Genomic DNA, 20,654 nt, shown 5'->3' with positions numbered 1-20,654 from the left:
GATTCTGCGAACATACCGAACGCAAGCCGGGGTGACAACCGCTATCGAAAGAACATTTCGGACACGTTGCTCAACCTTTTGGCGCGAGCGTGGAAATCGGTCGCGACGGTGCGGATGTCGACGCGGCAGGCGTCAAGGCGACGGCACCTTGTCTGCCCAGTATGTGAGCACTGCGTCAGAAGGTACAATTTGCGGTTTTTCCGGGCGGTTTCCGCCCGCGCAGTGCCTGATTCAACGTAGTGGAGTGAGACATTTTGGACAACGGACAGCAGCATGACGGCCTCAAGCGCGGGCTGAAGAACCGGCATATCCAGCTGATCGCGCTGGGCGGCGCAATCGGCACGGGCCTTTTTCTGGGCTCGGCGGGCGTGTTGAAGGCGGCCGGGCCGTCGATGATTCTCGGGTACGCGATCGGCGGTTTCATCGCGTTTCTGATCATGCGCCAGCTAGGCGAAATGGTTGCGCAGGAACCGGTCGCCGGTTCGTTCAGCCACTTCGCATACAAGTACTGGGGCGACTTCCCCGGCTTCCTCTCCGGCTGGAATTACTGGGTGCTGTACGTGCTCGTGAGCATGGCCGAGCTGACGGCCGTCGGCACTTACGTGCACTTCTGGTGGCCCGGCGTGCCGGCGTGGGTGTCGGCGCTCGTCTGCTTCGCCGTCATCAATGCGATCAATCTGGCGAACGTGAAGGCATACGGCGAGACGGAGTTCTGGTTTGCGATCGTCAAGGTCGTGGCCGTGATCGGCATGATCGTGTTCGGCGGTTATCTGCTGCTGAGCGGCAGCGGCGGACCGCAGGCGTCGGTTTCGAACCTGTGGAGCAACGGCGGCTTTTTCCCGCATGGCTTCCACGGCCTCTTCATGATGCTCGCCGTGATCATGTTCTCGTTCGGCGGACTTGAGCTGATTGGCATTACGGCCGCCGAAGCCGACGAGCCGCAGAAGAGCATTCCTAAAGCCGTGAATCAGGTGATCTACCGGATTCTGATTTTCTACATCTGCTCGCTGGTCGTGCTGCTGTCGCTGTATCCGTGGAATCAGGTCGCGGAAGGCGGCAGCCCGTTCGTGATGATCTTCTCGCAGATCGGCGCAGGCGTGACTGCGAACGTTCTCAATGTGGTCGTGTTGACGGCGGCGCTGTCCGTGTACAACAGCGGCGTCTATGCGAACAGTCGCATGCTGTACGGTCTCGCGGAGCAGGGCAATGCGCCGCGTGCGTTGTTGAAGGTGGACGGGCGCGGCGTGCCGTATGTGGCGATCGGCTTGTCGGCGATTGCGACGTTTGCTTGCGTGATCATCAATTATCTGGTTCCGTCAAAGGCGCTCGATGTGCTGATGGCCCTCGTCGTTGCCGCATTGGTGCTGAACTGGGCGTTGATCAGCCTGACGCATCTGAAGTCCCGCCGCGCGATGGTCGCGCAGGGTGAGAAGCTTGTGTTCAAGTCGCTGTGGTTTCCGGTCGGCAACTGGATCTGTCTTGCATTCATGGCCATGATTCTTGTGATTCTCGCGATGACGCCAGGACTCAACGTGTCAGTGCTGCTCGTGCCCGTGTGGCTTGTCGTGATGTGGGCGGGCTACGTGGTGAAGCGCCGGCGCGCGGCTGCGCATCAGTTGGCGGGAGTTGCGGGCGGTCGCTGAGGTGTTTGTGGCGGGATCTGGACGCGTCGAGGTTAGGGGCGTTTGATGAAGTGAAAGCCGGGTCGGCCGTGGGGCGATCCGGCTTTTGGTTTTTTGGTCACGTGTTTTTGATTGCGAGGCCGGGAAAACACAAAACCCGCGGCATCAGAACGATGAACGCGGGTTTGGTTGGGGTTAGCTGAATTCCTGGGGATGGCCGGTGCGCTCGTCGCGTTGTGCTGCGAAGCCGAAGACCCTGCCGTGAAGGCCCGCCGCGTACGGGCCGCATTTTATGCCCGCAGCATTGTTTTGCGCGTCCGCTTCAGTTTTCATACTTTTCTGATCGTGCATGGCCTGGTTTTCCGGTCTAGTGCGCGATGGCCTCGGTGTGAGTTCGAGCGGGCATCTGGTCATTAGCATCACTGATAAACAATGGAAGCAGGCATGAGAGACACATAATGAAAAACCATTCACGCTACAGCCCCAATGTCTAAAAGGCGCCCGCGCGCACGTGATTGACGGGCCCGCGCTGCCGCGCTGGACGCCGCGCTACACCGACATGCTGGCCGAGGGCGAAGACACCCGACCCGTGCTGGTCCCCATCAGCCTGGCGGGACGTGAAAAGATCGGCAGGCCGTGCCGCTACGACGTGCTGTGCAGGACGGATATCGAGCTGCCGTCATATCCGGACCGCACCACGCTTGAACTGGACAGCATCACCAGTACGCCCGTCACTATCTCGATTGACATCCCGGGCAGGAGGCAGTTGCAGCGGCGTACAACGGCAATGGCTGGCGGGATAGCAATCCGGACTATGCAAAAAATCTTGGAGATTTCTATGATAAATACAGGTAAGTCAATTGCATTCTTCTTGCAATTCCTCCTTGTACAAACAACGTATGCAACTGGTTCGGCAATTTTTTTGACCGTGCTGAATTGATTGCCTTTGATGCAAGTGGCGTCGTGACGGGGTACTACAATGCGCAGGACAAGAAAAGATCGTGCACTTTCCTATTTGTTCAAAAGGGGGCGCATATGGAGGGGCAGCCAGAGCCGCCATATTCGGAAGTGAAAATACTTACGTTTGCGCCCGGGGAAACGGACTTAACATACGTCGACCGCGACCAATTTTTTGATATCGCTGGAGAACTCTTTAGAGGGCATGAGACATGGATTATTCGTACAGACGAAGGACAGGCGGGTTGTGAAAACGCGCTGGGTGCATTTACCTCCTTTCCGAAAAACAAGGTTGGGGGCGAAATATTTACTATGGAGAATAAAATCCCTGCTATCGGCATTCGCTTGATTGCTCGTAAAACTTATTTCCACGATGTCCGAAACGGAAAGTTCCTCGCGAGAAAAGGGTATCTAACTAAACGGGACGGGGTTATTGTGCTCCGGACGCAAGATCAGTTTTCCTATGTCCGGTTTGCGGACACACGAATCGATACTTCAAGTCCAGGGCGAGTGACAACCGGCTGGGTCCGCTCCGCCGACCTTGTGAATCCCTTCCCGCCTTTGAACAAACAATGATCAATCTCATCCGCCTCGGCGACACCACCGACCACGGCGGCGAAGTCGTCACCGCCTCCGACACCATGCGTTATGGACGCGTAGGCGTGGCCCGCAAGGGCGACGCGGTGGCATGTCCGCAGCATCCCGACATCAATCCCAATCTGATCGTCGAGGGCGATGAAACGATATGCGATGCGGCCCGGCGGGCGGCGCATTATCGGCTTTCATTGCTTCACCCGGATCAACGTTCGCCGCCAGATTTTCGCGGGCGTCATCGCGCCGCTTGCGGGCATCGGCAAGCGGCTCGTCCGGATAGACGCCACGCACCAGGCCCTTTTCCTTTCCGGCGAAACGGTCCTTGAAATACATCGGTTGCTGCCCGATGGCGTGACGATCCAGCACGAGATGATGTGGGCCGCCCTCACGCCGGCCTACGCAAAATTGCTTGCATGCCTTCAGCGTCCGCGGGACCGGCTCAAGTCTCTTCCCAATGGAAAACGACCCGGCCGCGCATGCGACCGGGTCGTCAAATCCCGCCCCAAACGTTAGACCGTTCGATACCTCAATAAGGACATTAACTGCACGGAATTACCCCTGATGGGGGCGTTTTCGATGGTGTAGCATTGGAGGCCATAGCAAACAAAAACCCCGCTCAGCGGTTATCTGGCGGGGTTGTGTTGTGAACCGTTGAAACCGGTTTTAGGGTATCTGGTGCCCAGGGCCGGACTCGAACCGGCACGCCTTGCGGCGGGGGATTTTGAGTCCCCTGCGTCTACCTGTTTCACCACCTGGGCTTGTCTTCCACGGGGCCTTGAGTTCAAGGCCTCGCGAGACGAAGACGCAGATTATGGCTGAAAACGCGTCGGCGGGCAAGCCAATGCCGACGCTACACCGTGCGCGAAAACCGCTGCATCGACTGCTGGCCCAGATACCGGTCGAATACCATCGCGATGTTGCGCACGAGCATCCGTCCCGCCATTTGCACCTCGAGCCGCCGTGCGCCGAACTTCACGAGGCCGTCGTCCTCGAAGCCACGCAGGCGTTCCAGTTCCGGGGCAAACGCGTCGTGAAAACGGATGCCGTAGGCAGCTTCGAATTCGTCGAAGCGCAATTCCAGGTTGCACATCAACTGCGTGATGATGTCGCGCCGCAACCGGTCGTCGGCGGAAAGGCGGATGCCGCGCGTAATCGCGAGCTGGCCTTTGTCGATTGCCGCCGCGTAGCCGGCCAGGTCCTTCACGTTCTGCGCGTAGACGTCGCCGACCTTGGCGATCGACGACGCCCCGAAGGCGATTAGATCGCACTCCGCGCGCGTGCTATAGCCCTGGAAGTTGCGATGCAGCGTGCGCTGCGCCTGCGCGCGCGCGAGTTCGTCGGTGGGCAGCGCGAAGTGATCCATGCCGATATACACGTAGCCCGCCTCCGTCAGCCGCTCGACGACGAGCCGCAGAATTGCGAGCCGCTCGGCGGGCGAAGGGAGCGCGGCGGCATCCATCTGCCGCTGCATCTTGAAGAGTTGGGGCATATGCGCGTAGCCGAACACGGAGAGCCTGTCGGGCGCGAGTTCGAGCATGGTATCGAGCGTCCTGCTGAAGCTGCCGACGGTCTGGTACGGCAGGCCATAGATCAGGTCGACACCGATCGAGTGAAAGCCAGTCGCGCGCGCTGCACGGATGACGCTCGCGGTCATCTCGAGCGGCTGAATGCGGTTGATTGCGCGCTGCACGACAGGGTCGAAGTCCTGCACGCCGAGGCTCAACCGGTTGAAGCCGAGATTGCGTAAATGCACGATGGTCTTCGGCGGCGCCTCGCGCGGATCGACTTCGATCGAAAACTCGCCTTCAGCGTCGCTGCACAGCGCGAAGCGCTCGCGCGTCGCGGCCATCAACTCCGTCATTTCGTCATGCGACAGAAAAGTCGGCGTGCCGCCGCCCCAATGCAGTTGCGACACTGGACGCCGCGTGTCGAAGAGCGACGCCTGCAATGCAAGTTCGCGCTTGAGCCGGTCGAGATACGGACGCGCCCGCGCGCGGTTCTTCGTCACGACCTTGTTGCAGCCGCAATAGAAGCAGACGGTGTCGCAAAACGGTATATGAAAGTACAACGACAGATCCGTGTCTGCCGCACCCTGGTCCGCGGCGGCGCGGCGGTAGTGGTCGGGTGAGAAGTCGTCGCGGAACTGCACGGCTGTCGGATAGGACGTGTAGCGCGGGCCATTCGCGCTGTACTTCGCGAGCAGGTCGGGGCGGAACAGCGAGTCGGACGAAAAGCCGGACGAAAAGCCGGACGAAGGCGCGGTAGTCATGGGACAGATGGCCCGGCGCCCGCCGAATGATGCGCAAGCCGCCGTGCACGCGGCTCGTTCGTTGCGCTCGGTCGATCAGGGCAGGCGCCGTGCGAGCGTGATTGAACTCTGAAGAGTGTACGAGACCACGCGCGCGACGAGTCGGGTAAAAAGGTCGCATGCGTCAAATGGCACAATGTCGTTTGACCGACGTCAAGTTTTCGAACGATTGATGCGCGGTCGTCAGTTTTCATGTTTCTGGAAGCGTGCTGTGTCTGCTCATTTGTCGTATTCGTCGTCCGCGGCTGCGGATCACGCGTGCCGCCCGAATTGCGGCGCGTGCTGTATCGCGCCGTCGATCTCCAGTCCGATTCCGGGCATGCCCGACGGCAAGCCCGCAGGCGTGCGCTGCGTACAGCTCGGCGACGATCTGCGCTGCGCAATCTTCGGCAAGCCGGAACGTCCGGCCTGCTGTTCGGGTCTACAGCCGCAGGCGGACATGTGCGGCAAAACGCGCGACGAAGCGCTCATCTGGCTCACGCGTCTCGAAGCCGATACCAGGCCGTGATCGCGGCGTGGCGTTTTGCGCGCGCATCCGCCCATCGGCAAGCGCTGGAATCCGTTCGCCGACAACCACAGCCATATCGATGCGGCGGGCTGTCCGCGTCACAAGGAGAATCTGCATGACCCAAGCCGCAGCGCTCACACGGCGCCGCTTTCTGATTTCCGCGCTGTATGCGTGCGCGGCCGCTGGCGCCACTGCACCGCTCGCCGCGTGCGCGACGTCCACGTTCCCGTTTATTCCGGATCACTACACGTTTTCACAAAAGCAGGTTCAGGACGCAGTGCAGCGCAAGTTTCCGTATCAGCGCACGGTGTCGCAGGTGTTCGATGTTGCGTTGACCAATCCCGTCGTCGGCTTGCAGCCGGATACAAACCGCGTGTCGGTGCGGCTCGACGCGCGGCTCGCGAGTCCGTTCCTGCAGCGGCCGGTGAACGGCGTGTTCACGCTGTCGAGCCAGCTCGAATACGACCCGCAGAGCCGTTCCGTCGTACTGCGCGCGCCCAATGTCGACAACGTCAGCGTCGACGGCGACGCGCAGGCCTATACGCAGCAGATCAACGCGGCCGCCGCGCTGGTCGCGACGCAGTTGCTCACCAACTATCCCGTCTATACGTTCAAGCCCGAACAACTGCAATTTGCCGGAGTGAATTACGAACCCGGTACAATCACGGTCCTTACAAACGGCATACGCGTGCAGATCGTCGAAAAGTGACGTGCGCGGCCGGGCGGCCCCGTCGTTTCAGCGCGGCCGCGCATCGCCTACCAACTCCAAGCGAAAAGGGCCACGGATGGACTGGATTCTCACGTTAAAGGCGTTGATCCTCGGCGTCGTCGAAGGCTTGACCGAGTTCTTGCCAGTGTCGAGCACGGGGCACCTGATCGTCGCCGGCAGTCTGCTGAATTTCGACATTCCGCAGGAGAAGACTTTCGATGTCGTGATCCAGCTCGGCGCGATTCTCGCCGTCTGCTGGGAATACCGCCAGCGCATCGGCAACGTCGTGGCCGGGCTCGCCACGCGCCCGGACGCACGTCGCTTCACGCTCAACGTGATCATCGCGACCATTCCCGCGATCGTGCTGGGCCTGCTGTTCGAAAAATCGATCAAGGCGGTGCTGTTCTCACCCGTGCCCGTCGCGTTCGCGCTGGTGGTGGGGGGCGTCTTGATTCTGTGGGTCGAAATGCGGCAGCGCAACCGGCCGGAAGTCCGGGCGCGCGTGCATTCGATGGACGACATGAGCCCGCTCGATGCGCTCAAGGTCGGCATCGCGCAATGCTTCGCGCTGATTCCCGGCATGTCGCGCTCGGGCTCGACGATCATTGGCGGCATGCTGTTCGGGCTCGACCGGCGCGTGGCGACCGAGTTCTCGTTCTTCCTCGCGATTCCGATCATCTTCGGCGCGACCGTCTATGAGCTGCACAAGGACTGGCAGGCGTTGTCGTCCGATGCGCTCGGGCTCTTCTCGATCGGCTTTCTGGCGGCGTTCGTCAGCGCGTTCGCGTGCGTGCGCTGGCTGCTGCGCTACATCGCGTCGCACGATTTCAGCGCATTCGCGTGGTATCGGATCGGCTTCGGCTTGTTGATCCTGCTGATCGGCTACAGCGGCGGGTTGAGCTGGGCGGACTGACATTCCGTCGAGCTTCGGGCGTCAAATGTGAAAACGGCTTGCGGCTTTTTGGGAGCCGCAGGCCGTTTTGGCTGGAATGACGCATCCGTTTCAGTTTTCAGCTGTTCGGGCGACGCCTGTAAATCAGATCCCGGACGCCATGCCCGAGACGCAGGCCGCGCTTCTCGAACTTCGTCACAGGACGATAATCGGGACGCGGCGCATAGCCATCTGCGGTATTTTCCAGCGCGCGCTGCGCGCCGAGCACTTCGAGCATCTGCTCGGCATAGTTCTGCCAGTCGGTTGCGCAATGGATATAGGCGCCGGGTTTCATGCGCGACACGAGCAGCGCGACGAACTTCGGCTGGATCAGGCGACGCTTGTGATGGCGCGCCTTATGCCACGGGTCGGGAAAGAAGATATGCACGCCGTCTAGGCTCTCTGGCGCGATCATGTTTTCCAGCACCTCGACGGCGTCGTGCTGGATGATGCGGATATTCGACAGATTGTGCTCGCCCATCAGCTTCAGCAGCGCGCCGACGCCCGGCTCGTGGACCTCGACGCCAAGGAAATCGTCGCCGGGACGATGCGACGCGATTTCAGCCGTGGTCGCGCCCATCCCAAAACCGATCTCCAGAATGCGCGGCGCGCGGCGGCCGTAGACGGCGTCCCAGTCCGGCTGTTCGGGCGCGTACGGCACGACGAAGCGCGGGCCGAGCTCGTCCATGGCGCGGCGCTGTCCCGTCGAGACGCGGCCCGCGCGCGTCACGAAGCTGCGGATGCGGCGAAGGTGCAGCGCTTCTTCGGGTGCGCCCGTGTCGGTGTCGGCGGCTGCGGAAAGGTCGTCGCTGGACATCTGGGAAGGATCGCGCGGCAAACCGGCTTCGTTCGGATCGTGAATCATCGTGGATGAAGGCAAGAGTGGCGGCGGGAACGGTTGCGCGCGAGGGCGGGCGTCTGCGTCGCCGACGAGCACGCTACAAAAAAGCCGCCTTCATGGAGGCGGCTCTCGCGCTGTATTCTCCGCCTGGCTCCCTGCCCGTACGCAGTGCGGCAGAGGGAGCGGCTGAAAGTGGAGCGGGCGATGGGAATCGAACCCACGTCTCTAGCTTGGGAAGCTAGGGTAATAGCCATTATACGACGCCCGCAGAGCGCGCCATTTTACGCGGTTTCGGCGGCTTTGGGCAAATCGCCGGGCGCGCGGCGCCTGTCCCAGCCTCAGATGCCGAACAGCGTCAGCGACACGGCTGCTCGCGTCACGACCATCAGCAGCACCTGGACGATCACGAACAGCAGGATCGGCGAGAGATCGATGCCGCCGAGGCGCGGCATGATCCGGCGCAGCGGATCGAGGAACGGCGCTGTCAACTGATACAGGATCGGCATCGCGGGCGAACGCGGATTGAGCCATGACAGTAGCGCCATCAGGATCGTCAGCCAGATAATCAGGTTCAGCGCCCACTTGACGACGGTCAGCAGGGCGACGATCAGCAGCGACGGCATCAGCCCGAGGGGATCGACGCCGACGATCACGACCATCAGCACCACATAGACGATCGACGTGAGCAGCGCGGCGACGAGGCTCGCCCAGTCGATGCCGCGCACGCCCGGAATGATCTTGCGCAGCGGCAGCACGAGCCAGTTGGTCACCTGCATGACGGCGCTCGACACCGGGTTGTACGGCTGCATCCGGATGAACTGCAGCCACGCGCGCAGCAGCAGCGCCGCGCCGAACAGCGTGAAGATGGTATTGAGCAGAAAACGGGCGATATCGCCGAACATCGTGGGTCCTTTCCTTCAGAAAGCGTCTCGCTGGGCGGGACGCATGGCGCCGGCATGCCGGCGGACGGCTGATGACATCGAGCGCGCGTCGTGCGGTGCAGCTCACCGATTGCCGCACGCGGCGGCTTCACGTGGACAGGCTCGTCAGACGGAGACTTTCACTTCGCTGATCAGGATTTTGCCGTTGCCGCCGTCGGTGTAATTGGGAATGTCGGCCAGCAATGTGTCGCTGGCGGGCTTGAAAACCTGATAAAACGCCTCGGCCGTGTCGAACAGAAAGTGTCCGGCCGCGACGAACGGCGGCGGCGAGCCCGGCGGCCCGGCATTGATGCCGACGTCGACCGACCAGCCCTTGAGCGCCGCGCCGAACAGCTTCGCGGCGAGCGGCATGTGCGTGCGGCAGTAGTAGTCGACGTCGAAACGTCCGCCTTCTCGATACGGATAAAGGATGCTGACCTTGATCATTGTGCGTTCTCGTCGTTTGGTCACGAAGCGCGGGGAGGCGTTGTGCGCCCCGCTGCGCATCGTTGCCCGCGTGTTGGTTCTGGCGATGCCCGCGGGATTCGTCCCGGCACGGATTCCACTGGAAGCCGAGGCCGCCGTAGTCCCGTTCATGCCGGACGTCACATTATCACGGCTTACTCGGCGCCTGCACCTGTCGCCGCGCCTTTCAGCGTACGGCTGAGCGACTGTTCGACTGCTGCGTCGATCGCATCGATCGCGGCGGGCGGCGTCGTGCGGTCGCGGGCGAGTGCAACCGCGCGCCGCGACATCAGGCCGAACAATGCGCCATGATCTGCACCAAGCGCCTCCATCAGCGATAGTTGCTTTTCCACCACGCCCAGGTCGCCTCGTGAAACAGGGCCCGCGAGCGCGTTGGCGAGGCCCCGGTCGCGCGCGGTTTCGAGCGTCCCCGCCATCATCGGCAGCAGCGCGCGAAGCGCGTCGCGTTCGTCGAAACCCAACTTGCGCCACAGATTCACGGTCTCACCCAGATTGCATAAGGCAAAACTGGCGGCGTAGTGCGCCGCCGCGTGATACAGCATCCGGCCGCCGGGCGGAATCGACAGCGGATGGCAGCGCAAAGCGGCGGCGAGCGCGGACAGCGCGTCCTTGAGCGCGCCCTCGGCTTCGATCGTCACTGAGCAGCCGGCGATCCGGTCGACGTCTGTCAAATCGCCGCTGAACAGGTAAAGTGGATGAAAACCGCCGATCGACGCGCCCTGGTTGCGAGCCGGGGCAAGCAGTTCGACGGGCGATGCACCGCTGCAATGCACGACGGCCCAAGCTTCGCTGCCGGGCGCCGCGCGAGCGGGAAAGGCGAGTGTGTTCGCTGTCGTACCGATGCTGTCATCGGGCACGGTTAAAAAGAGGATGTCCGCCGACTCGACGACTCGCTGGGCGTCGTCATACGCGGCGCAGAATTCGATCTGACTGGCGAGCTGCCGAGCCGACTGAGGCGAGCGGCTCGCGATTGCCGTGACGCGATACCCGGCGCGTGCGAAGCCGAGCGCAAGACAGCGCGCAATCCGGCCCGCGCCGACGAAGCCGAGGCGCGGCAAGGAGGGCTGGGACATGGTTCCTGCTCCCGACGGGACTGGTGAAGGAAGCTGGAGTATCGCGCCAATAAATCGCGGGCGCGAACTGGAGGCTTTCAGCGGCGGTTTAGGCGCATGCAAGCGCGCGTTTCGCAATCGGCTGGCGGTTCGCTTGCCGCAGCCGAAAAGACGAGCAAACAGGCGCGAAAACTGCTTGAGGATTTCCGTAGGAGCGGATTGGTCGACACCGTCGTTTTCAATGTCTCGCAGTCAGAATCGGGAGGTTACGATGAGCATCTTTTCTTACCGAAAGCACTTGCGGTTCCTCACGCATTCTCAACGTCGTCGCTGGTGGGATCAAAAGAAGCGGCTCACTCCACGGGTGAAGATAAGCGGCGCGTATGTGCCGCCTAACGTGACGCGTGAGTTCACATATGTGAAAGTCGGTTGATGCTCTGTTGTATCGGATTATCCGCACCGCCCGGCCAGTGCCGGGCCTTGTCGTTTAACGGCCTTGGGCGCCGTCTGATGCGCGCCTGCAACGGGCGCCGAGTGAATTTTGTAATCAAAGATTACCGACGCGCGCGATGCGCGGTTGTCCGATGCAGTCAACCTGCCCGATCGTCATGCGATCAGCGGCGAAACCCTTGATTTCCAATGCCCCGAACGTCATCTGGCCAGTATACGGAGAGGCATGGCTGACGAACCGCTTTCCAGCAATTGCAATTTGCAACAAATGCAGACGACGGCGTGCGAGCTTTTTCGATACATTCAATAAGAGCATGTCCGTCATGCGACCCAGCCCGCTGGCCGGGCCGCCAGGAGAAATACAAGTGAAGAAGATGGTTCCGTTTATCGCTGCTGCCGCACTCGGGGCTGGTTTGAGCACCGCAGCACAGGCTCATGTATCCGTGGGCATCGGCATTGGAGTGCCCGTCGCGCCGGCCTATCCCGTCTATGCAGCGCCGCCGCCCGTGTACTACGCGCCGCCGCCCGTCGTGTATGCGCCGCCGCCGCCCGTGTACTACGCGCCGCCGGTCGTAGTTGGCGGCTACTATGGTTATCACCGGCCTTACTATCGTCACGGCTACTGGGGCCGCCCGTATTACCGTTATTGATGGCTTGGCTGCGTAGCGCGTGCCGCGCACGCTAACCGACACAACGGCGCAACGCCGGCTCGACGCCGCGTTGCGCCGTTTGCATTTCGGCGGCCGATAAGCGGGATTTCCCCGGCGTGCGGCGCCTGTCAACTCGCCGCGTGCGCCGTCGGCACGATCAGATCATGGTAGCCGTTGACGATCACGCTATATGAGAAGTACGCGAACAACATCGCCGACAGCACATGGCAGACGCGCAGCAGTCCCGCGCCCGCGCGTTTGCGTCCGTGGCTCGCGAGTCCGCATATGAAAAGCGTCCAGCACAGTCCACCAAGGAAAAAGCCGCCGAGAAACACCGGCGCGGTCGTCACCGACGTTGCGCCCGCCTTGGCGATCAGCGCGCCGCCGACGGCCGCGAACCACAAGATCGCGCTCGGCGAAGAGACCGCCAGCAACACGCCGCGCAGGAAGCCGCGCTTCGGATCGAGATGCGGCATCGACGCATCCGCTTCGCCCTCGACAGGCGGCGTGGACGCCGGAAACAGCGCCTCACGCGCCATCTTCCACGTGAGGAACAGCAGAATCGCCGCGCCGCCGATCCACACCGCCCAACGCACCGATTCGAACTGCAGCAGCGCCGCCATCCCCGCAAGCGCGAGTGCCGCGTAGATCAGATCGCCGAAACAAGAACCGAGGCCGAGCCAGAAGCCGGGCCGGAAGCCGCGCGACAACGTCAGCGAGATGATCGCGACGTTGACGAGACCGATATCGAGGCACAACGACAACGACAGAAAAAAACCGTCCGACAACATCGACAAGCTACGCATCCTTCAACCGCTCAGGTGAATTGTTGTTGTTCAAATGGACGCGCACGCGAGTCACAAACCGAGTTCATTCCACAGACCGTCGATACGCGCCTTCACGGCGTCGTCCATGACGATCGGCCGGCCCCATTCGCGGTCGGTCTCGCCCGGCCACTTGTTGGTCGCGTCGAGGCCCATCTTCGAACCGAGGCCGGCCACGGGCGACGCGAAATCCAGATAGTCGATCGGCGTGCGATCGACGAGCACCGTATCGCGCGTCGGATCGATGCGCGTCGTGATCGCCCAGATCACTTCCTTCCAGTCGCGGATGTTCACGTCCTCATCGACGACCACAATGAACTTCGTATACATGAACTGCCGCAGGAAGCTCCACACGCCGAACATCACGCGCTTGGCGTGGCCCGGATAGCTCTTCTTCATCTGCACGATCGCCATCCGGTAGCTGCAGCCCTCAGGCGGCAGATAGAAGTCGGTGATCTCGGTGAACTGCTTCTGCAACAGCGGCACGAACACCTCGTTCAGCGCGACGCCGAGCACGGCCGGTTCGTCGGGCGGCTTGCCCGTGTAGGTGGAGTGATAGATCGCGTCGCGCCGCATCGTGATGCGCTCGATCGTGAACACGGGGAACCACTCCTGCTCGTTGTAGTAGCCGGTGTGATCGCCGTACGGCCCTTCGAGCGCGTGCTCGTAAGCGGCGCTCGCCCCCTTCGACGGACGCGGCGGCGCGCCCTCGGGCACGGGCGCGAGGGCGCCTTGCTGCGGATAGATGAAGCCTTCGAGTACGATCTCGGCGCGCGCGGGCACCTGCAGCGTGTCGACGCCGGGCGTCAGGCACTTCGCCAACTCGGTGCGGCCGCCGCGCAGCAGCCCGGCGAACTGGTATTCGGACAGCGTATCGGGCACGGGCGTCACCGCGCCGAGGATCGTCGCCGGGTCGGCGCCGAGCACGACGGCAACGGGATACGGCTTGCCGTGGTTCTTCAGCGCGAATTCGCGGAAGTCGAGTGCGCCGCCCCGATGGGCGAGCCAGCGCATGATGACCTTGTTGCGCCCGATGACCTGCTGGCGATAGATGCCGAGGTTCTGCCGCGTCTTGTTCGGACCGCGCGTGACGGTGAGACCCCACGTGATCAGCGGACCGGCGTCGCCGGGCCAGCACGTCTGGACAGGCAGCTTCGCGAGATCGACGTCATTGCCTTCCCAGACGATCTCCTGGCAGGGCGGAGCGCCGACCGTCTTCGGCGCCATGTCCCAGACAGCCTTCGCCAGCGACAGCAGCTTGCCGGCATCCTTGAGACCCTTGGGCGGCTCCGGCTCCTTCAGCGCGGACAACAGCCGCCCGACATCGCGCAGCGACTCCAGCGACGCCTGGTCGCCGCCTGCATCGCCTTGCGCGGCAGCATCGATGCCCATGCCGAGCGCGACGCGCCGCGGCGTGCCGAACAGATTGCCGAGCACCGGGAACGCGTGTGTGTGTTTTGACTCGAACAGGAGCGCCGGGCCGCCCGCGCGCAACACGCGATCGCAGAGTTCGGTCATCTCCAGCACAGGCGATACCTTTTGCGAGATACGGCGCAGTTCGCCGAGCGATTCGAGGCGGCTCGCGAAGTCACGCAGGTCTTTGTATTTCATGGGTCCGGTTGGCAGCCGCGAAGCGGCCGGGGCAAAGGCTTGAAAACGGTGACGACAGCAGGCGGCGCGGCGATTGAACGCCTGAGCGCGCGTCGGGCCGAACGGATTGTCGATTTTACCTGCGTTGGAAAGTGCACGTTGAAAACCGAAAGTGCGAATCCGCTGAAAAGCGCTAGGGGAGTGGAGTCTGGCCTCCTGAACGCTGTTCATTATTACAATTAGTTATAATTTTGACCACGTATAGTGTTGACGATCTATAAAACCCTGATAGAATCCGGTCACATTGGTTGCAGGGAATTGATAGTTTTTACCACCGTCCCCCGGTCCTCAGACGCAACGCGTCGCTCTTACCGCCCCCTGCACGGTACTTGACGGTCATAGGTAGTCTTTACCAGCGCAATTCGACGCTGGTTTTTTCGCGTGGGAGCCACCGAATGCGTGCCATCTGGCATGCAGGCGGCCCTTTTCAAGGTTTTGGCCCCCCAACGGTACTTTTTGCCGTTTCCCGACGTCGGTGTCGCCTTAACCAGAGCGCACGGCGTCTTGGCTTTTGCGGACAGTATTTCTAGCCGGTCACTTTTACGGTGTTCGCGAGGCCAGCAACATGGGAGATCCGAATGAACGCCTGGTTATCGTGGCGTCCCGATGAGCGTCTCGCGCAGGTGATGCGCGGCGCGCTGCGTCAAGGGACGCGTTTGAGTCACCATCTATTCAGCGTGGTTGGCGGCGTCGCTGTCCTGTTTGCTCTGACGCTGTGGTTGATGCCCAGCTGGCGCCTGACGCTGGCTGCGCGGTTGATGCCCTTCATTTCGGCCGCCGTGCAGGCTGGTCCAGCCCGTCTGCTGCAGGGCAACCCGCTGCCGTCGTTCGCCCCGCAACAGCGCGGCAACGCGGTGTCTAAGGACGACACATTGTCGACGTCGTCGAATACGGTCGACAAACCCAATACCGCCGCAGCGGCCGCTGATGCCGGCTACAACGTCGTCGGCGATAACGGCGGCCTGACGGCTTCGTCCAGCACGGGTCTCTCGTCAGCGGCGCTGAACGGACTCGATCCGCGCACGCTGCCGAGCGTGAGCACGATCGCATCGATGATTCCTTCGCAACGCGTGTCGCCGGACGCACGCGACGACCGCGTGCTGGTTTCGACCCGCGAGCAGGACCTCGTTGCGTCGTTTCTCGCGCGCCGCTATCGCGTCGCCCAGGAGCCCGTCAGCGAGCTCGTGAAGGCCGCGTTCGACACCGGCCGCGAAGTCGGACTCGATCCGCTACTGCTGCTCGCCGTGATGGCCATCGAATCCGGTTTCAATCCGTATGCGGAAAGCGGCGTCGGCGCGAAGGGCCTGATGCAGGTCATGTCGACCGTTCATTCGGACAAATTCCGCTACTTCGGCGGCCAGAGCGCGGCGCTCGAGCCGCTCGCGAACATCAAGGTCGGCGCGATCGTGCTGAAGGACTGCATCGCGCGCGGCGGGTCGCTGCCAGGCGGCTTGCGCCTGTATGTCGGCTCGACGTCGCAGGACGACGGCGGCTACGGCGCGAAGGTGATGGCGGAGCGTACGCGTCTGCGCGATGTCGCGCGCGGCCGCAAGGTCCCGATCAACTCGCCGCAGGCGCCCTCGACGGTGACGGCATCGACGACGTCGGCGGCCTCGTCGACTGCATCGACCAAACGTGTGCAGGTGACACTCGACGGGCATCCGTTGGCGGCGGCGAAGACGGCGGCGTCGCCGGACAAGAGCGCGGAGCAGGACGATGCCGGCGCGAATTCGGCGAAGCATGCGACCCAGCAGCCGGAGCTTGGCGCGTAATCGCGCATTAGAAATACGCAGGCTTGCTGACCGTGCAAGAGAAAAGGGCACCTTCGGGTGCCCTTTGTCATTGTTGCGTCAGCTTTGCTGTTGCGCTATCCAGTCATTCGACGAACCGCCATCCGGGCGGTTGCGTCTTGCTCGGCCTCGCCTCACCTGCCGAAGAGCTTTTGCAGACGCTCGACAGCTTCCTCGAGCTTCGAGTACGCCGTCGCGTATGACAGGCGGATGTATGCGCGCGGCTGATACGACCCGAAGTCCATGCCAGGCACGAGCACCACGCCCGCGTCGTGCAGCATCGCCTTGGTCAATGCGGCGCTGTTGCCCGCGGCGGGATGCGCGACGCCGCGGCAGTCCGCATACACGTAGAACGCGCCGTCCGGCATGACGGGCACCGAAAAGCCCAACGACTCAAGCGCGGGCGCGATGAAATCGCGGCGCCGCTTGAACTCCATGCGGCGCGCTTCGTAGATCGCGAGCGTGTCCGGCTCGAAGCAGGCGAGGGCCGCATGCTGCGCGAGCGCCGACGCGCAGATGAACAGATTCTGTGCCAGTTTCTCGAACGCGCCGACGAGAGCGGGCGGCACGACAAGCCAGCCGAGCCGCCAGCCCGTCATGTTGAAATACTTCGAGAAACTGTTGACGGTGACGACATCCTCGCCGAACGACAGCGCCGACACAGGCGGCGCGTCGTAGCTCAAACCCTGATAGATCTCGTCGACGATCGTGAAACCGCCGCGTGCGCGAACGGCCTCGACGATGCGCTTCAGTTCAGCCGACTCGATCGAGGTGCCCGTCGGATTCGACGGCGATGCGAGCAGCACGCCGCGCGTGCGCTCATTCCACAGACGCTCCACGTCAGCCGCTGTCAACTGGAAACGCTCGGCGGGGCCACTCGGCACGAGCACCGGCTTGCCCTCGGCGGCGGCGACGAAATGACGGTTGCACGGGTAGCTCGGATCGGGCATCAGCACTTCGTCGTCGCGATCGACGAGCGCCGCGCAGGCCAGCAACAGCGCCGCCGATGCACCCGCCGTCACGACGATCCGCGCCGGATCGATGGCGAGGCCATACGCATGCTTGTAGTGACCGGCGATCGCGTCGCGCAGCGCATGAATGCCGAGCGCGTTCGTGTACTGCGTGACGCCCCGCCGCAATGCTTGCGTGGCCGCCTCGATGACGGGCTCCGGCGCCGTGAAATCGGGCTCGCCGATGCCCATGTGGATGATGTCGCGCCCGGCGCGCTCCAGCAGCGCCGCTTCCTTCGCCAGTTCCATCACATAGAACGGCTGAATCGCGTCGACGCGGGCGGCCAGTTTCACGAGGGGTTCGGTGACGCTGTTCATTCGATGAGTCCAGTTCAATACAAAAGCGCACGGACAATCGCGACCGCGCAAAAAACAAAGGCGGGTCAGCGTAACGCCGGACCCGCCTGCATCAGCGGCAACGCAAGCCAGCCACGCCGATGGACCTCGCTTACTGCTTGCGGCCGCCTGCCTGCGTTTCCGCGGCCCGCAGATTTACCGATAGCTTGTCCAGCACGCCATTCACGTACTTGTAGCCGTCCGCGCCGCCGAAGGTCTTCGCCAGCTCGACGGCTTCGTTGATGACCACGCGATACGGAATGTCGATGTGATTCTTCAGCTCGTAGGCGGCGACGAGCAGCACAGCGCGCTCGACGGGCGACAACTGGTCGATGGGGCGATCGAGACAGGGCGTGAGATCGGCGGACAGCGCCTCCGAATCGCGGATCACGCCATGCAGGATCGCGTCCAGATGCTCATGGTCGGCCTTGTCGAAACCCTGCGCGCCACGCAGTTGCGCGTCGATCTCACCTGCCGGCGAACCCGACAGCAGCCACTGATAAAGCCCCTGCGTGGCCAGTTCGCGGGAGCGTCGGCGTGCGCTCTTCATGCCCGTTCCTCTTCGTCGTCCTCGTCTTCGCCTTCGTCGTCCTCGTCGCCGTCCAGTTGCTCGAGCGCGACCGCGAGGTTCGCCATTTCGACGGCGGTGCGCGCGGCGTCACGGCCCTTTTCGGTCATGCGTGCGACGGCCTGTTCGTCCGTTTCCGTCGTCAGCACGGCGTTCGCGACGGGAATGCCGAAGTCGAGCGCGATGCGCGAGATGCCCGATCCGCTTTCGTTCGACACGAGTTCGAAGTGATACGTCTCGCCGCGGATGACCGCGCCCAGCGCGATCAGCGCGTCGAACTGGCCGCTTTCGGCGAGTTTTTGCAGCGCGAGCGGGATTTCCAGCGCGCCCGGCACTGTGACGAGCAGCACGTCTTCGCCCGTCACGCCGAGGCGTTCGAGTTCTTCGATACATGCGTCGGCGAGGCCATTGCAGACGGGTTCGTTAAAGCGCGATTGGACGATGCCAATGCGCAGACCGTCGCCGTCGAGATTCGGTTGGTATTGTCCGATTTCCATATGAGGTCCGTAATGTGTTGGTTAAGCGCAGATGAGCGAAAACGATGCAAAAACTGGGCTTGAAAGCAGCTGGAGCGTTCAACAGTTCTGCGGCTTTTCGGCCGCGCTGCCCGGCATCGGCACGAAGCCGGTCACTTCGAGCCCGTAGCCGGACATGCTGCCCAGCTTGCGCGGGTTCGACAGCACCTGCATCTTGCCGACACCGAGTTCGCGCAGAATCTGCGCGCCGATGCCATATGTCTTGAAGTCCACCGGGCGGCGCTTGAGCGCTTCGGCCCGGCTTTTTTCGTCGAATGCCTTGAACACGTCGATCATGTGTTCCTTCGAGTCGCCGCAGTTCAGCAGCACGATCACGCCATGGTCGCGCGCGGCGATTTCCTTCATCGCGGCGTCGAGCGTCCACGAGTGCGTGGAGCGGCCGACTTCGAGCAGATCCAGTACCGACAGCGGCTCATGCACGCGCACCAGCGTTTCGCGCTCGGGCGTCGGCGTACCGCGCACCAGCGCCATATGCGGCTGGCCACTCGGCTGGTCCAGATACATCACCGCGCGGAACGGGCCATGCACCGTCTGCATCGTGCGTTCGCACACGCGCTCGACGATCGATTCCGTGCGGCTGCGATAGTGGATCAGGTCGGCTATCGTGCCGATCTTCAGGCCGTGCTCCTGGGCGAACGTCAGCAGGTCGGGCAGGCGCGCCATCGTGCCGTCGTCCTTGATGATTTCGCAGATCACCGCGGCGGGCGTGAGGCCAGCAAGCGCCGTGAAGTCGCAGCCGGCTTCCGTGTGGCCCGCGCGCACGAGCACGCCGCCAGGCTGCGCCATGATCGGGAACACGTGGCCCGGCTGGACGATGTCCTCGGTGCGCGCGTTCGCCGCGACGGCTGTGGCGATGGTGTGCGCACGGTCGGCCGCCGAAATGCCCGTGGTGACGCCTTCGGCGGCTTCGATGCTGACCGTGAAAGCCGTGCCGTATTGCGTGCCGTTGCGGTGCGTCATCAGCGGCAGGTTCAGCAGCTTGCAGCGTTCTTGCGTGAGCGTCAGACAGATCAGGCCGCGGCCGTAGCGGGCCATGAAGTTGATCGCTTCCGGCGTGATGAATTCCGCTGCGATGACGAGGTCGCCCTCGTTTTCGCGGTCTTCTTCGTCGACAAGAATCACCATCCGGCCAGCTTTGAGCTCGGCGATGATTTCGAGAGTGGAGGCGAGGGTCATGTTGGCGAGAAGTTTGGGAAAGCGCGTATTTTACGCCACGCCGCCCGGCAAGTCGCCCGTCCGAACGGCATATGCCATTCGGACGAATGTTCAGCCGCCAGCCGGCGCGCGAGACTACTTCGGCGCGTTGAGCATCCGCTCGACGTAGCGTGCGATCAGGTCGATCTCCAGATTGACCTTCGCGCCTTCCTTCAAAGCCTTGAGCGTGGTCACTTCAACCGTATGCGGAATCAGATTGATCGAAAACTCGCAGCCGTCGTCGCCGTCCGTCACGGAGTTCACGGTGAGGCTCACGCCGTTCACGGTGATCGAGCCTTTGTACGCGAGATACCTGCCGATCTCGCGCGGCGCGAGCACGCGCAGTTCGTGCGATTCGCCTACGCGTGCGAAGCGCGTCACCGTGCCGAGGCCGTCCACATGGCCCGACACGATATGGCCGCCGAGGCGATCGTGCGAGCGCAGCGCCTTTTCGAGGTTCACTTCGCCCGCATCGGCGAGACCCGCCGTGCGGTTGAGGCTTTCGCGCGAAACGTCCACGTCGAACGAGGTCGCCGACTTTTCGATCACGGTCATGCACGCGCCCTGGATCGCAATGCTGTCGCCCAGCTGCACATCTTCGAGGTCGAGGCCGCCCGCTTCGACGGTCAGGCGAACGCCCGCGTCCGGCTCGCTGCCAAGCGGCTTGATCGATGCAATGCGGCCGACAGCCGCAACAATTCCGGTAAACATCGTGTCG

General features: G+C 62.8%; 24 protein-coding genes, 2 tRNA genes and 2 pseudogenes. 11 read left to right on the top strand and 17 right to left on the bottom strand.

Translation table 11 applies throughout. From position 1 onward, the window contains the following. The first annotated feature begins 254 nt into the window (after positions 1–254). Entirely contained in the window at positions 255–1,643 is a 1,389-nt protein-coding gene (locus J8I87_RS25790; RefSeq protein ID WP_209934865.1) for an amino acid permease, read from the top strand. 174 nt (positions 1,644–1,817) lie between these two features. Here J8I87_RS25790 and J8I87_RS25785 read toward each other — a convergent pair whose 3' ends face one another. Next, the gene (locus tag J8I87_RS25785; RefSeq protein ID WP_209934863.1) at positions 1,818–1,973 is read right to left on the bottom strand and encodes a hypothetical protein; all 156 of its coding nucleotides are present in this window, start codon (positions 1,971–1,973) and stop codon (positions 1,818–1,820) included. A 160-nt stretch (positions 1,974–2,133) separates the two neighbouring features. Here J8I87_RS25785 and J8I87_RS25780 point away from each other — a divergent pair, with 160 nt between their 5' ends. The 3 genes and pseudogenes from J8I87_RS25780 to J8I87_RS44950 all read left to right on the top strand — a co-directional run. Further along, positions 2,134–2,562, top strand: coding sequence for a hypothetical protein (locus tag J8I87_RS25780; RefSeq protein ID WP_209934862.1), 429 nt, complete (start codon positions 2,134–2,136; stop codon positions 2,560–2,562). Continuing rightward, positions 2,559–3,155 (top strand): hypothetical protein, encoded by a 597-nt coding sequence (locus J8I87_RS25775; RefSeq protein ID WP_209934861.1) that lies wholly within the window; start codon positions 2,559–2,561, stop codon positions 3,153–3,155. The genes J8I87_RS25780 and J8I87_RS25775 overlap by 4 nt, the downstream gene beginning before the upstream one ends. Next, positions 3,152–3,326: pseudogene (locus tag J8I87_RS44950) on the top strand (PAAR domain-containing protein); the annotation flags it as partial. The gene J8I87_RS25775 and the pseudogene J8I87_RS44950, both read left to right, overlap by 4 nt. Here J8I87_RS44950 and J8I87_RS44945 read toward each other — a convergent pair. Then, positions 3,288–3,506 (bottom strand): Arm DNA-binding domain-containing protein, encoded by a 219-nt coding sequence (locus J8I87_RS44945; RefSeq protein WP_409518801.1) that lies wholly within the window; start codon positions 3,504–3,506, stop codon positions 3,288–3,290. The pseudogene J8I87_RS44950 and the gene J8I87_RS44945 sit on opposite strands and share 39 nt — an antisense overlap. A gap of 21 nt (positions 3,507–3,527) precedes the next feature. On the opposite strand from J8I87_RS44945, the pseudogene J8I87_RS25765 reads away from it, so the two are divergent. Beyond that, a pseudogene (locus J8I87_RS25765) lies at positions 3,528–3,686 on the top strand (DDE transposase); the annotation flags it as partial. Between the two features lie 160 nt (positions 3,687–3,846). Here the strand turns inward: J8I87_RS25765 and J8I87_RS25760 are convergent. Beyond that, positions 3,847–3,931: transfer RNA gene (locus J8I87_RS25760), tRNA-Leu, on the bottom strand. A 92-nt stretch (positions 3,932–4,023) separates the two neighbouring features. Beyond that, positions 4,024–5,442: an oxygen-independent coproporphyrinogen III oxidase gene (hemN, locus tag J8I87_RS25755; RefSeq protein ID WP_209934859.1), complete on the bottom strand. Its 1,419-nt coding sequence runs from the start codon at positions 5,440–5,442 to the stop codon at positions 4,024–4,026. A 250-nt stretch (positions 5,443–5,692) separates the two neighbouring features. On the opposite strand from hemN, the gene J8I87_RS25750 reads away from it, so the two are divergent. The 3 genes from J8I87_RS25750 to J8I87_RS25740 all read left to right on the top strand — a co-directional run bounded on the left by J8I87_RS25750 (position 5,693) and on the right by J8I87_RS25740 (position 7,611). Continuing rightward, a complete protein-coding gene (locus J8I87_RS25750) occupies positions 5,693–5,989 on the top strand; it encodes a YkgJ family cysteine cluster protein (protein ID WP_209934858.1) in 297 nt (98 codons plus the stop codon). Between the two features lie 115 nt (positions 5,990–6,104). Next, a complete protein-coding gene (locus J8I87_RS25745; protein WP_209934857.1) occupies positions 6,105–6,698 on the top strand; it encodes a DUF1439 domain-containing protein in 594 nt (197 codons plus the stop codon). Between the two features lie 76 nt (positions 6,699–6,774). Continuing rightward, complete coding sequence (locus J8I87_RS25740) at positions 6,775–7,611, top strand: undecaprenyl-diphosphate phosphatase (protein WP_209934855.1); 837 nt, start codon at positions 6,775–6,777, stop codon at positions 7,609–7,611. 97 nt (positions 7,612–7,708) lie between these two features. Here J8I87_RS25740 and trmB read toward each other — a convergent pair whose 3' ends face one another. The 5 genes from trmB to J8I87_RS25715 form a co-directional block, all read right to left on the bottom strand. Further along, positions 7,709–8,494 carry a tRNA (guanosine(46)-N7)-methyltransferase TrmB gene (gene trmB, locus J8I87_RS25735; RefSeq protein WP_209934904.1) on the bottom strand — a complete coding sequence of 262 codons (786 nt, stop codon included), beginning with the start codon at positions 8,492–8,494 and terminating at the stop codon, positions 7,709–7,711. Between the two features lie 169 nt (positions 8,495–8,663). Then, positions 8,664–8,738: transfer RNA gene (locus tag J8I87_RS25730), tRNA-Gly, on the bottom strand. 70 nt (positions 8,739–8,808) lie between these two features. Beyond that, the gene (locus J8I87_RS25725) at positions 8,809–9,372 is read right to left on the bottom strand and encodes a YggT family protein (protein WP_209934854.1); all 564 of its coding nucleotides are present in this window, start codon (positions 9,370–9,372) and stop codon (positions 8,809–8,811) included. A gap of 144 nt (positions 9,373–9,516) precedes the next feature. Continuing rightward, positions 9,517–9,837, bottom strand: a complete 321-nt coding sequence (locus J8I87_RS25720) for an EthD family reductase (RefSeq protein WP_209934902.1) — start codon at positions 9,835–9,837, stop codon at positions 9,517–9,519. A gap of 173 nt (positions 9,838–10,010) precedes the next feature. Further along, positions 10,011–10,949, bottom strand: a complete 939-nt coding sequence (locus tag J8I87_RS25715; RefSeq protein WP_209934853.1) for a Rossmann-like and DUF2520 domain-containing protein — start codon at positions 10,947–10,949, stop codon at positions 10,011–10,013. 96 nt (positions 10,950–11,045) lie between these two features. On the opposite strand from J8I87_RS25715, the gene J8I87_RS25710 reads away from it, so the two are divergent. After that, a complete protein-coding gene (locus tag J8I87_RS25710) occupies positions 11,046–11,324 on the top strand; it encodes a hypothetical protein (protein WP_209934852.1) in 279 nt (92 codons plus the stop codon). A gap of 151 nt (positions 11,325–11,475) precedes the next feature. Here the strand turns inward: J8I87_RS25710 and J8I87_RS25705 are convergent, their stop codons facing one another. Next, entirely contained in the window at positions 11,476–11,703 is a 228-nt protein-coding gene (locus J8I87_RS25705) for a hypothetical protein (RefSeq protein ID WP_209934851.1), read from the bottom strand. A 40-nt stretch (positions 11,704–11,743) separates the two neighbouring features. Here J8I87_RS25705 and J8I87_RS25700 point away from each other — a divergent pair, with 40 nt between their 5' ends. Beyond that, positions 11,744–12,028, top strand: a complete 285-nt coding sequence (locus tag J8I87_RS25700) for a hypothetical protein (RefSeq protein ID WP_209934850.1) — start codon at positions 11,744–11,746, stop codon at positions 12,026–12,028. Positions 12,029–12,156: 128 nt separating this feature from the next. Here the strand turns inward: J8I87_RS25700 and J8I87_RS25695 are convergent, their stop codons facing one another. Both J8I87_RS25695 and J8I87_RS25690 read right to left on the bottom strand, forming a co-directional pair. Continuing rightward, positions 12,157–12,834 (bottom strand): LysE family translocator, encoded by a 678-nt coding sequence (locus J8I87_RS25695; RefSeq protein WP_209934848.1) that lies wholly within the window; start codon positions 12,832–12,834, stop codon positions 12,157–12,159. Between the two features lie 51 nt (positions 12,835–12,885). After that, the gene (locus tag J8I87_RS25690) at positions 12,886–14,463 is read right to left on the bottom strand and encodes a UbiD family decarboxylase (RefSeq protein ID WP_209934847.1); all 1,578 of its coding nucleotides are present in this window, start codon (positions 14,461–14,463) and stop codon (positions 12,886–12,888) included. A gap of 617 nt (positions 14,464–15,080) precedes the next feature. On the opposite strand from J8I87_RS25690, the gene J8I87_RS25685 reads away from it, so the two are divergent. Next, a complete protein-coding gene (locus tag J8I87_RS25685; protein ID WP_209934846.1) occupies positions 15,081–16,274 on the top strand; it encodes a transglycosylase SLT domain-containing protein in 1,194 nt (397 codons plus the stop codon). Between the two features lie 152 nt (positions 16,275–16,426). Here J8I87_RS25685 and J8I87_RS25680 read toward each other — a convergent pair whose 3' ends face one another. The 5 genes from J8I87_RS25680 to J8I87_RS25660 all read right to left on the bottom strand — a co-directional run bounded on the left by J8I87_RS25680 (position 16,427) and on the right by J8I87_RS25660 (position 20,647). Next, entirely contained in the window at positions 16,427–17,620 is a 1,194-nt protein-coding gene (locus tag J8I87_RS25680; protein WP_209934845.1) for a pyridoxal phosphate-dependent aminotransferase, read from the bottom strand. Between the two features lie 130 nt (positions 17,621–17,750). Beyond that, on the bottom strand, positions 17,751–18,188 hold the full coding sequence (gene nusB, locus J8I87_RS25675) for a transcription antitermination factor NusB (protein ID WP_209934844.1): 438 nt from the start codon (positions 18,186–18,188) through the stop codon (positions 17,751–17,753). Continuing rightward, entirely contained in the window at positions 18,185–18,703 is a 519-nt protein-coding gene (ribH, locus tag J8I87_RS25670) for a 6,7-dimethyl-8-ribityllumazine synthase (protein WP_209934842.1), read from the bottom strand. The genes nusB and ribH overlap by 4 nt, the downstream gene beginning before the upstream one ends. Positions 18,704–18,781: 78 nt before the next feature. Further along, positions 18,782–19,918: a bifunctional 3,4-dihydroxy-2-butanone-4-phosphate synthase/GTP cyclohydrolase II gene (gene ribBA / locus J8I87_RS25665; RefSeq protein ID WP_209934841.1), complete on the bottom strand. Its 1,137-nt coding sequence runs from the start codon at positions 19,916–19,918 to the stop codon at positions 18,782–18,784. Positions 19,919–20,032: 114 nt separating this feature from the next. Further along, the gene (locus J8I87_RS25660; RefSeq protein ID WP_209934840.1) at positions 20,033–20,647 is read right to left on the bottom strand and encodes a riboflavin synthase; all 615 of its coding nucleotides are present in this window, start codon (positions 20,645–20,647) and stop codon (positions 20,033–20,035) included. Between the last annotated feature and the right edge of the window lie 7 nt (positions 20,648–20,654).

It is taken from the genome of Paraburkholderia sp. LEh10, from assembly GCF_017814945.1.
Classification (GTDB): Bacteria; Pseudomonadota; Gammaproteobacteria; order Burkholderiales; family Burkholderiaceae; genus Paraburkholderia.
Note: the sequence above shows the minus strand (reverse complement) of the source record. Positions and strands in the feature narration are given on the sequence as shown.

Bases quoted from the DNA above. Each gene is read 5' to 3' on its own strand.
- J8I87_RS25785 (WP_209934863.1), bottom strand. From the start codon at position 1,973: ATGCACGATCAGAAAAGTATGAAAACTGAAGCGGACGCGCAAAACAAT.
- trmB (WP_209934904.1), bottom strand. From the start codon at position 8,494: ATGATTCACGATCCGAACGAAGCCGGTTTGCCGCGCGATCCTTCCCAG.
- ribBA (WP_209934841.1), bottom strand. From the start codon at position 19,918: ATGACCCTCGCCTCCACTCTCGAAATCATCGCCGAGCTCAAAGCTGGC.
- J8I87_RS44945 (WP_409518801.1), bottom strand. From the start codon at position 3,506: ATGTATTTCAAGGACCGTTTCGCCGGAAAGGAAAAGGGCCTGGTGCGT.
- J8I87_RS25685 (WP_209934846.1), top strand. From the start codon at position 15,081: ATGAACGCCTGGTTATCGTGGCGTCCCGATGAGCGTCTCGCGCAGGTG.
- nusB (WP_209934844.1), bottom strand. From the start codon at position 18,188: ATGAAGAGCGCACGCCGACGCTCCCGCGAACTGGCCACGCAGGGGCTT.
- J8I87_RS25690 (WP_209934847.1), bottom strand. From the start codon at position 14,463: ATGAAATACAAAGACCTGCGTGACTTCGCGAGCCGCCTCGAATCGCTC.
- J8I87_RS25715 (WP_209934853.1), bottom strand. From the start codon at position 10,949: ATGTCCCAGCCCTCCTTGCCGCGCCTCGGCTTCGTCGGCGCGGGCCGG.
- hemN (WP_209934859.1), bottom strand. From the start codon at position 5,442: ATGACTACCGCGCCTTCGTCCGGCTTTTCGTCCGGCTTTTCGTCCGAC.
- J8I87_RS25720 (WP_209934902.1), bottom strand. From the start codon at position 9,837: ATGATCAAGGTCAGCATCCTTTATCCGTATCGAGAAGGCGGACGTTTC.
- ribH (WP_209934842.1), bottom strand. From the start codon at position 18,703: ATGGAAATCGGACAATACCAACCGAATCTCGACGGCGACGGTCTGCGC.
- J8I87_RS25710 (WP_209934852.1), top strand. From the start codon at position 11,046: ATGCAAGCGCGCGTTTCGCAATCGGCTGGCGGTTCGCTTGCCGCAGCC.
- J8I87_RS25660 (WP_209934840.1), bottom strand. From the start codon at position 20,647: ATGTTTACCGGAATTGTTGCGGCTGTCGGCCGCATTGCATCGATCAAG.
- J8I87_RS25705 (WP_209934851.1), bottom strand. From the start codon at position 11,703: ATGACGGACATGCTCTTATTGAATGTATCGAAAAAGCTCGCACGCCGT.
- J8I87_RS25740 (WP_209934855.1), top strand. From the start codon at position 6,775: ATGGACTGGATTCTCACGTTAAAGGCGTTGATCCTCGGCGTCGTCGAA.
- J8I87_RS25745 (WP_209934857.1), top strand. From the start codon at position 6,105: ATGACCCAAGCCGCAGCGCTCACACGGCGCCGCTTTCTGATTTCCGCG.
- J8I87_RS25695 (WP_209934848.1), bottom strand. From the start codon at position 12,834: ATGCGTAGCTTGTCGATGTTGTCGGACGGTTTTTTTCTGTCGTTGTCG.
- J8I87_RS25680 (WP_209934845.1), bottom strand. From the start codon at position 17,620: ATGAACAGCGTCACCGAACCCCTCGTGAAACTGGCCGCCCGCGTCGAC.
- J8I87_RS25725 (WP_209934854.1), bottom strand. From the start codon at position 9,372: ATGTTCGGCGATATCGCCCGTTTTCTGCTCAATACCATCTTCACGCTG.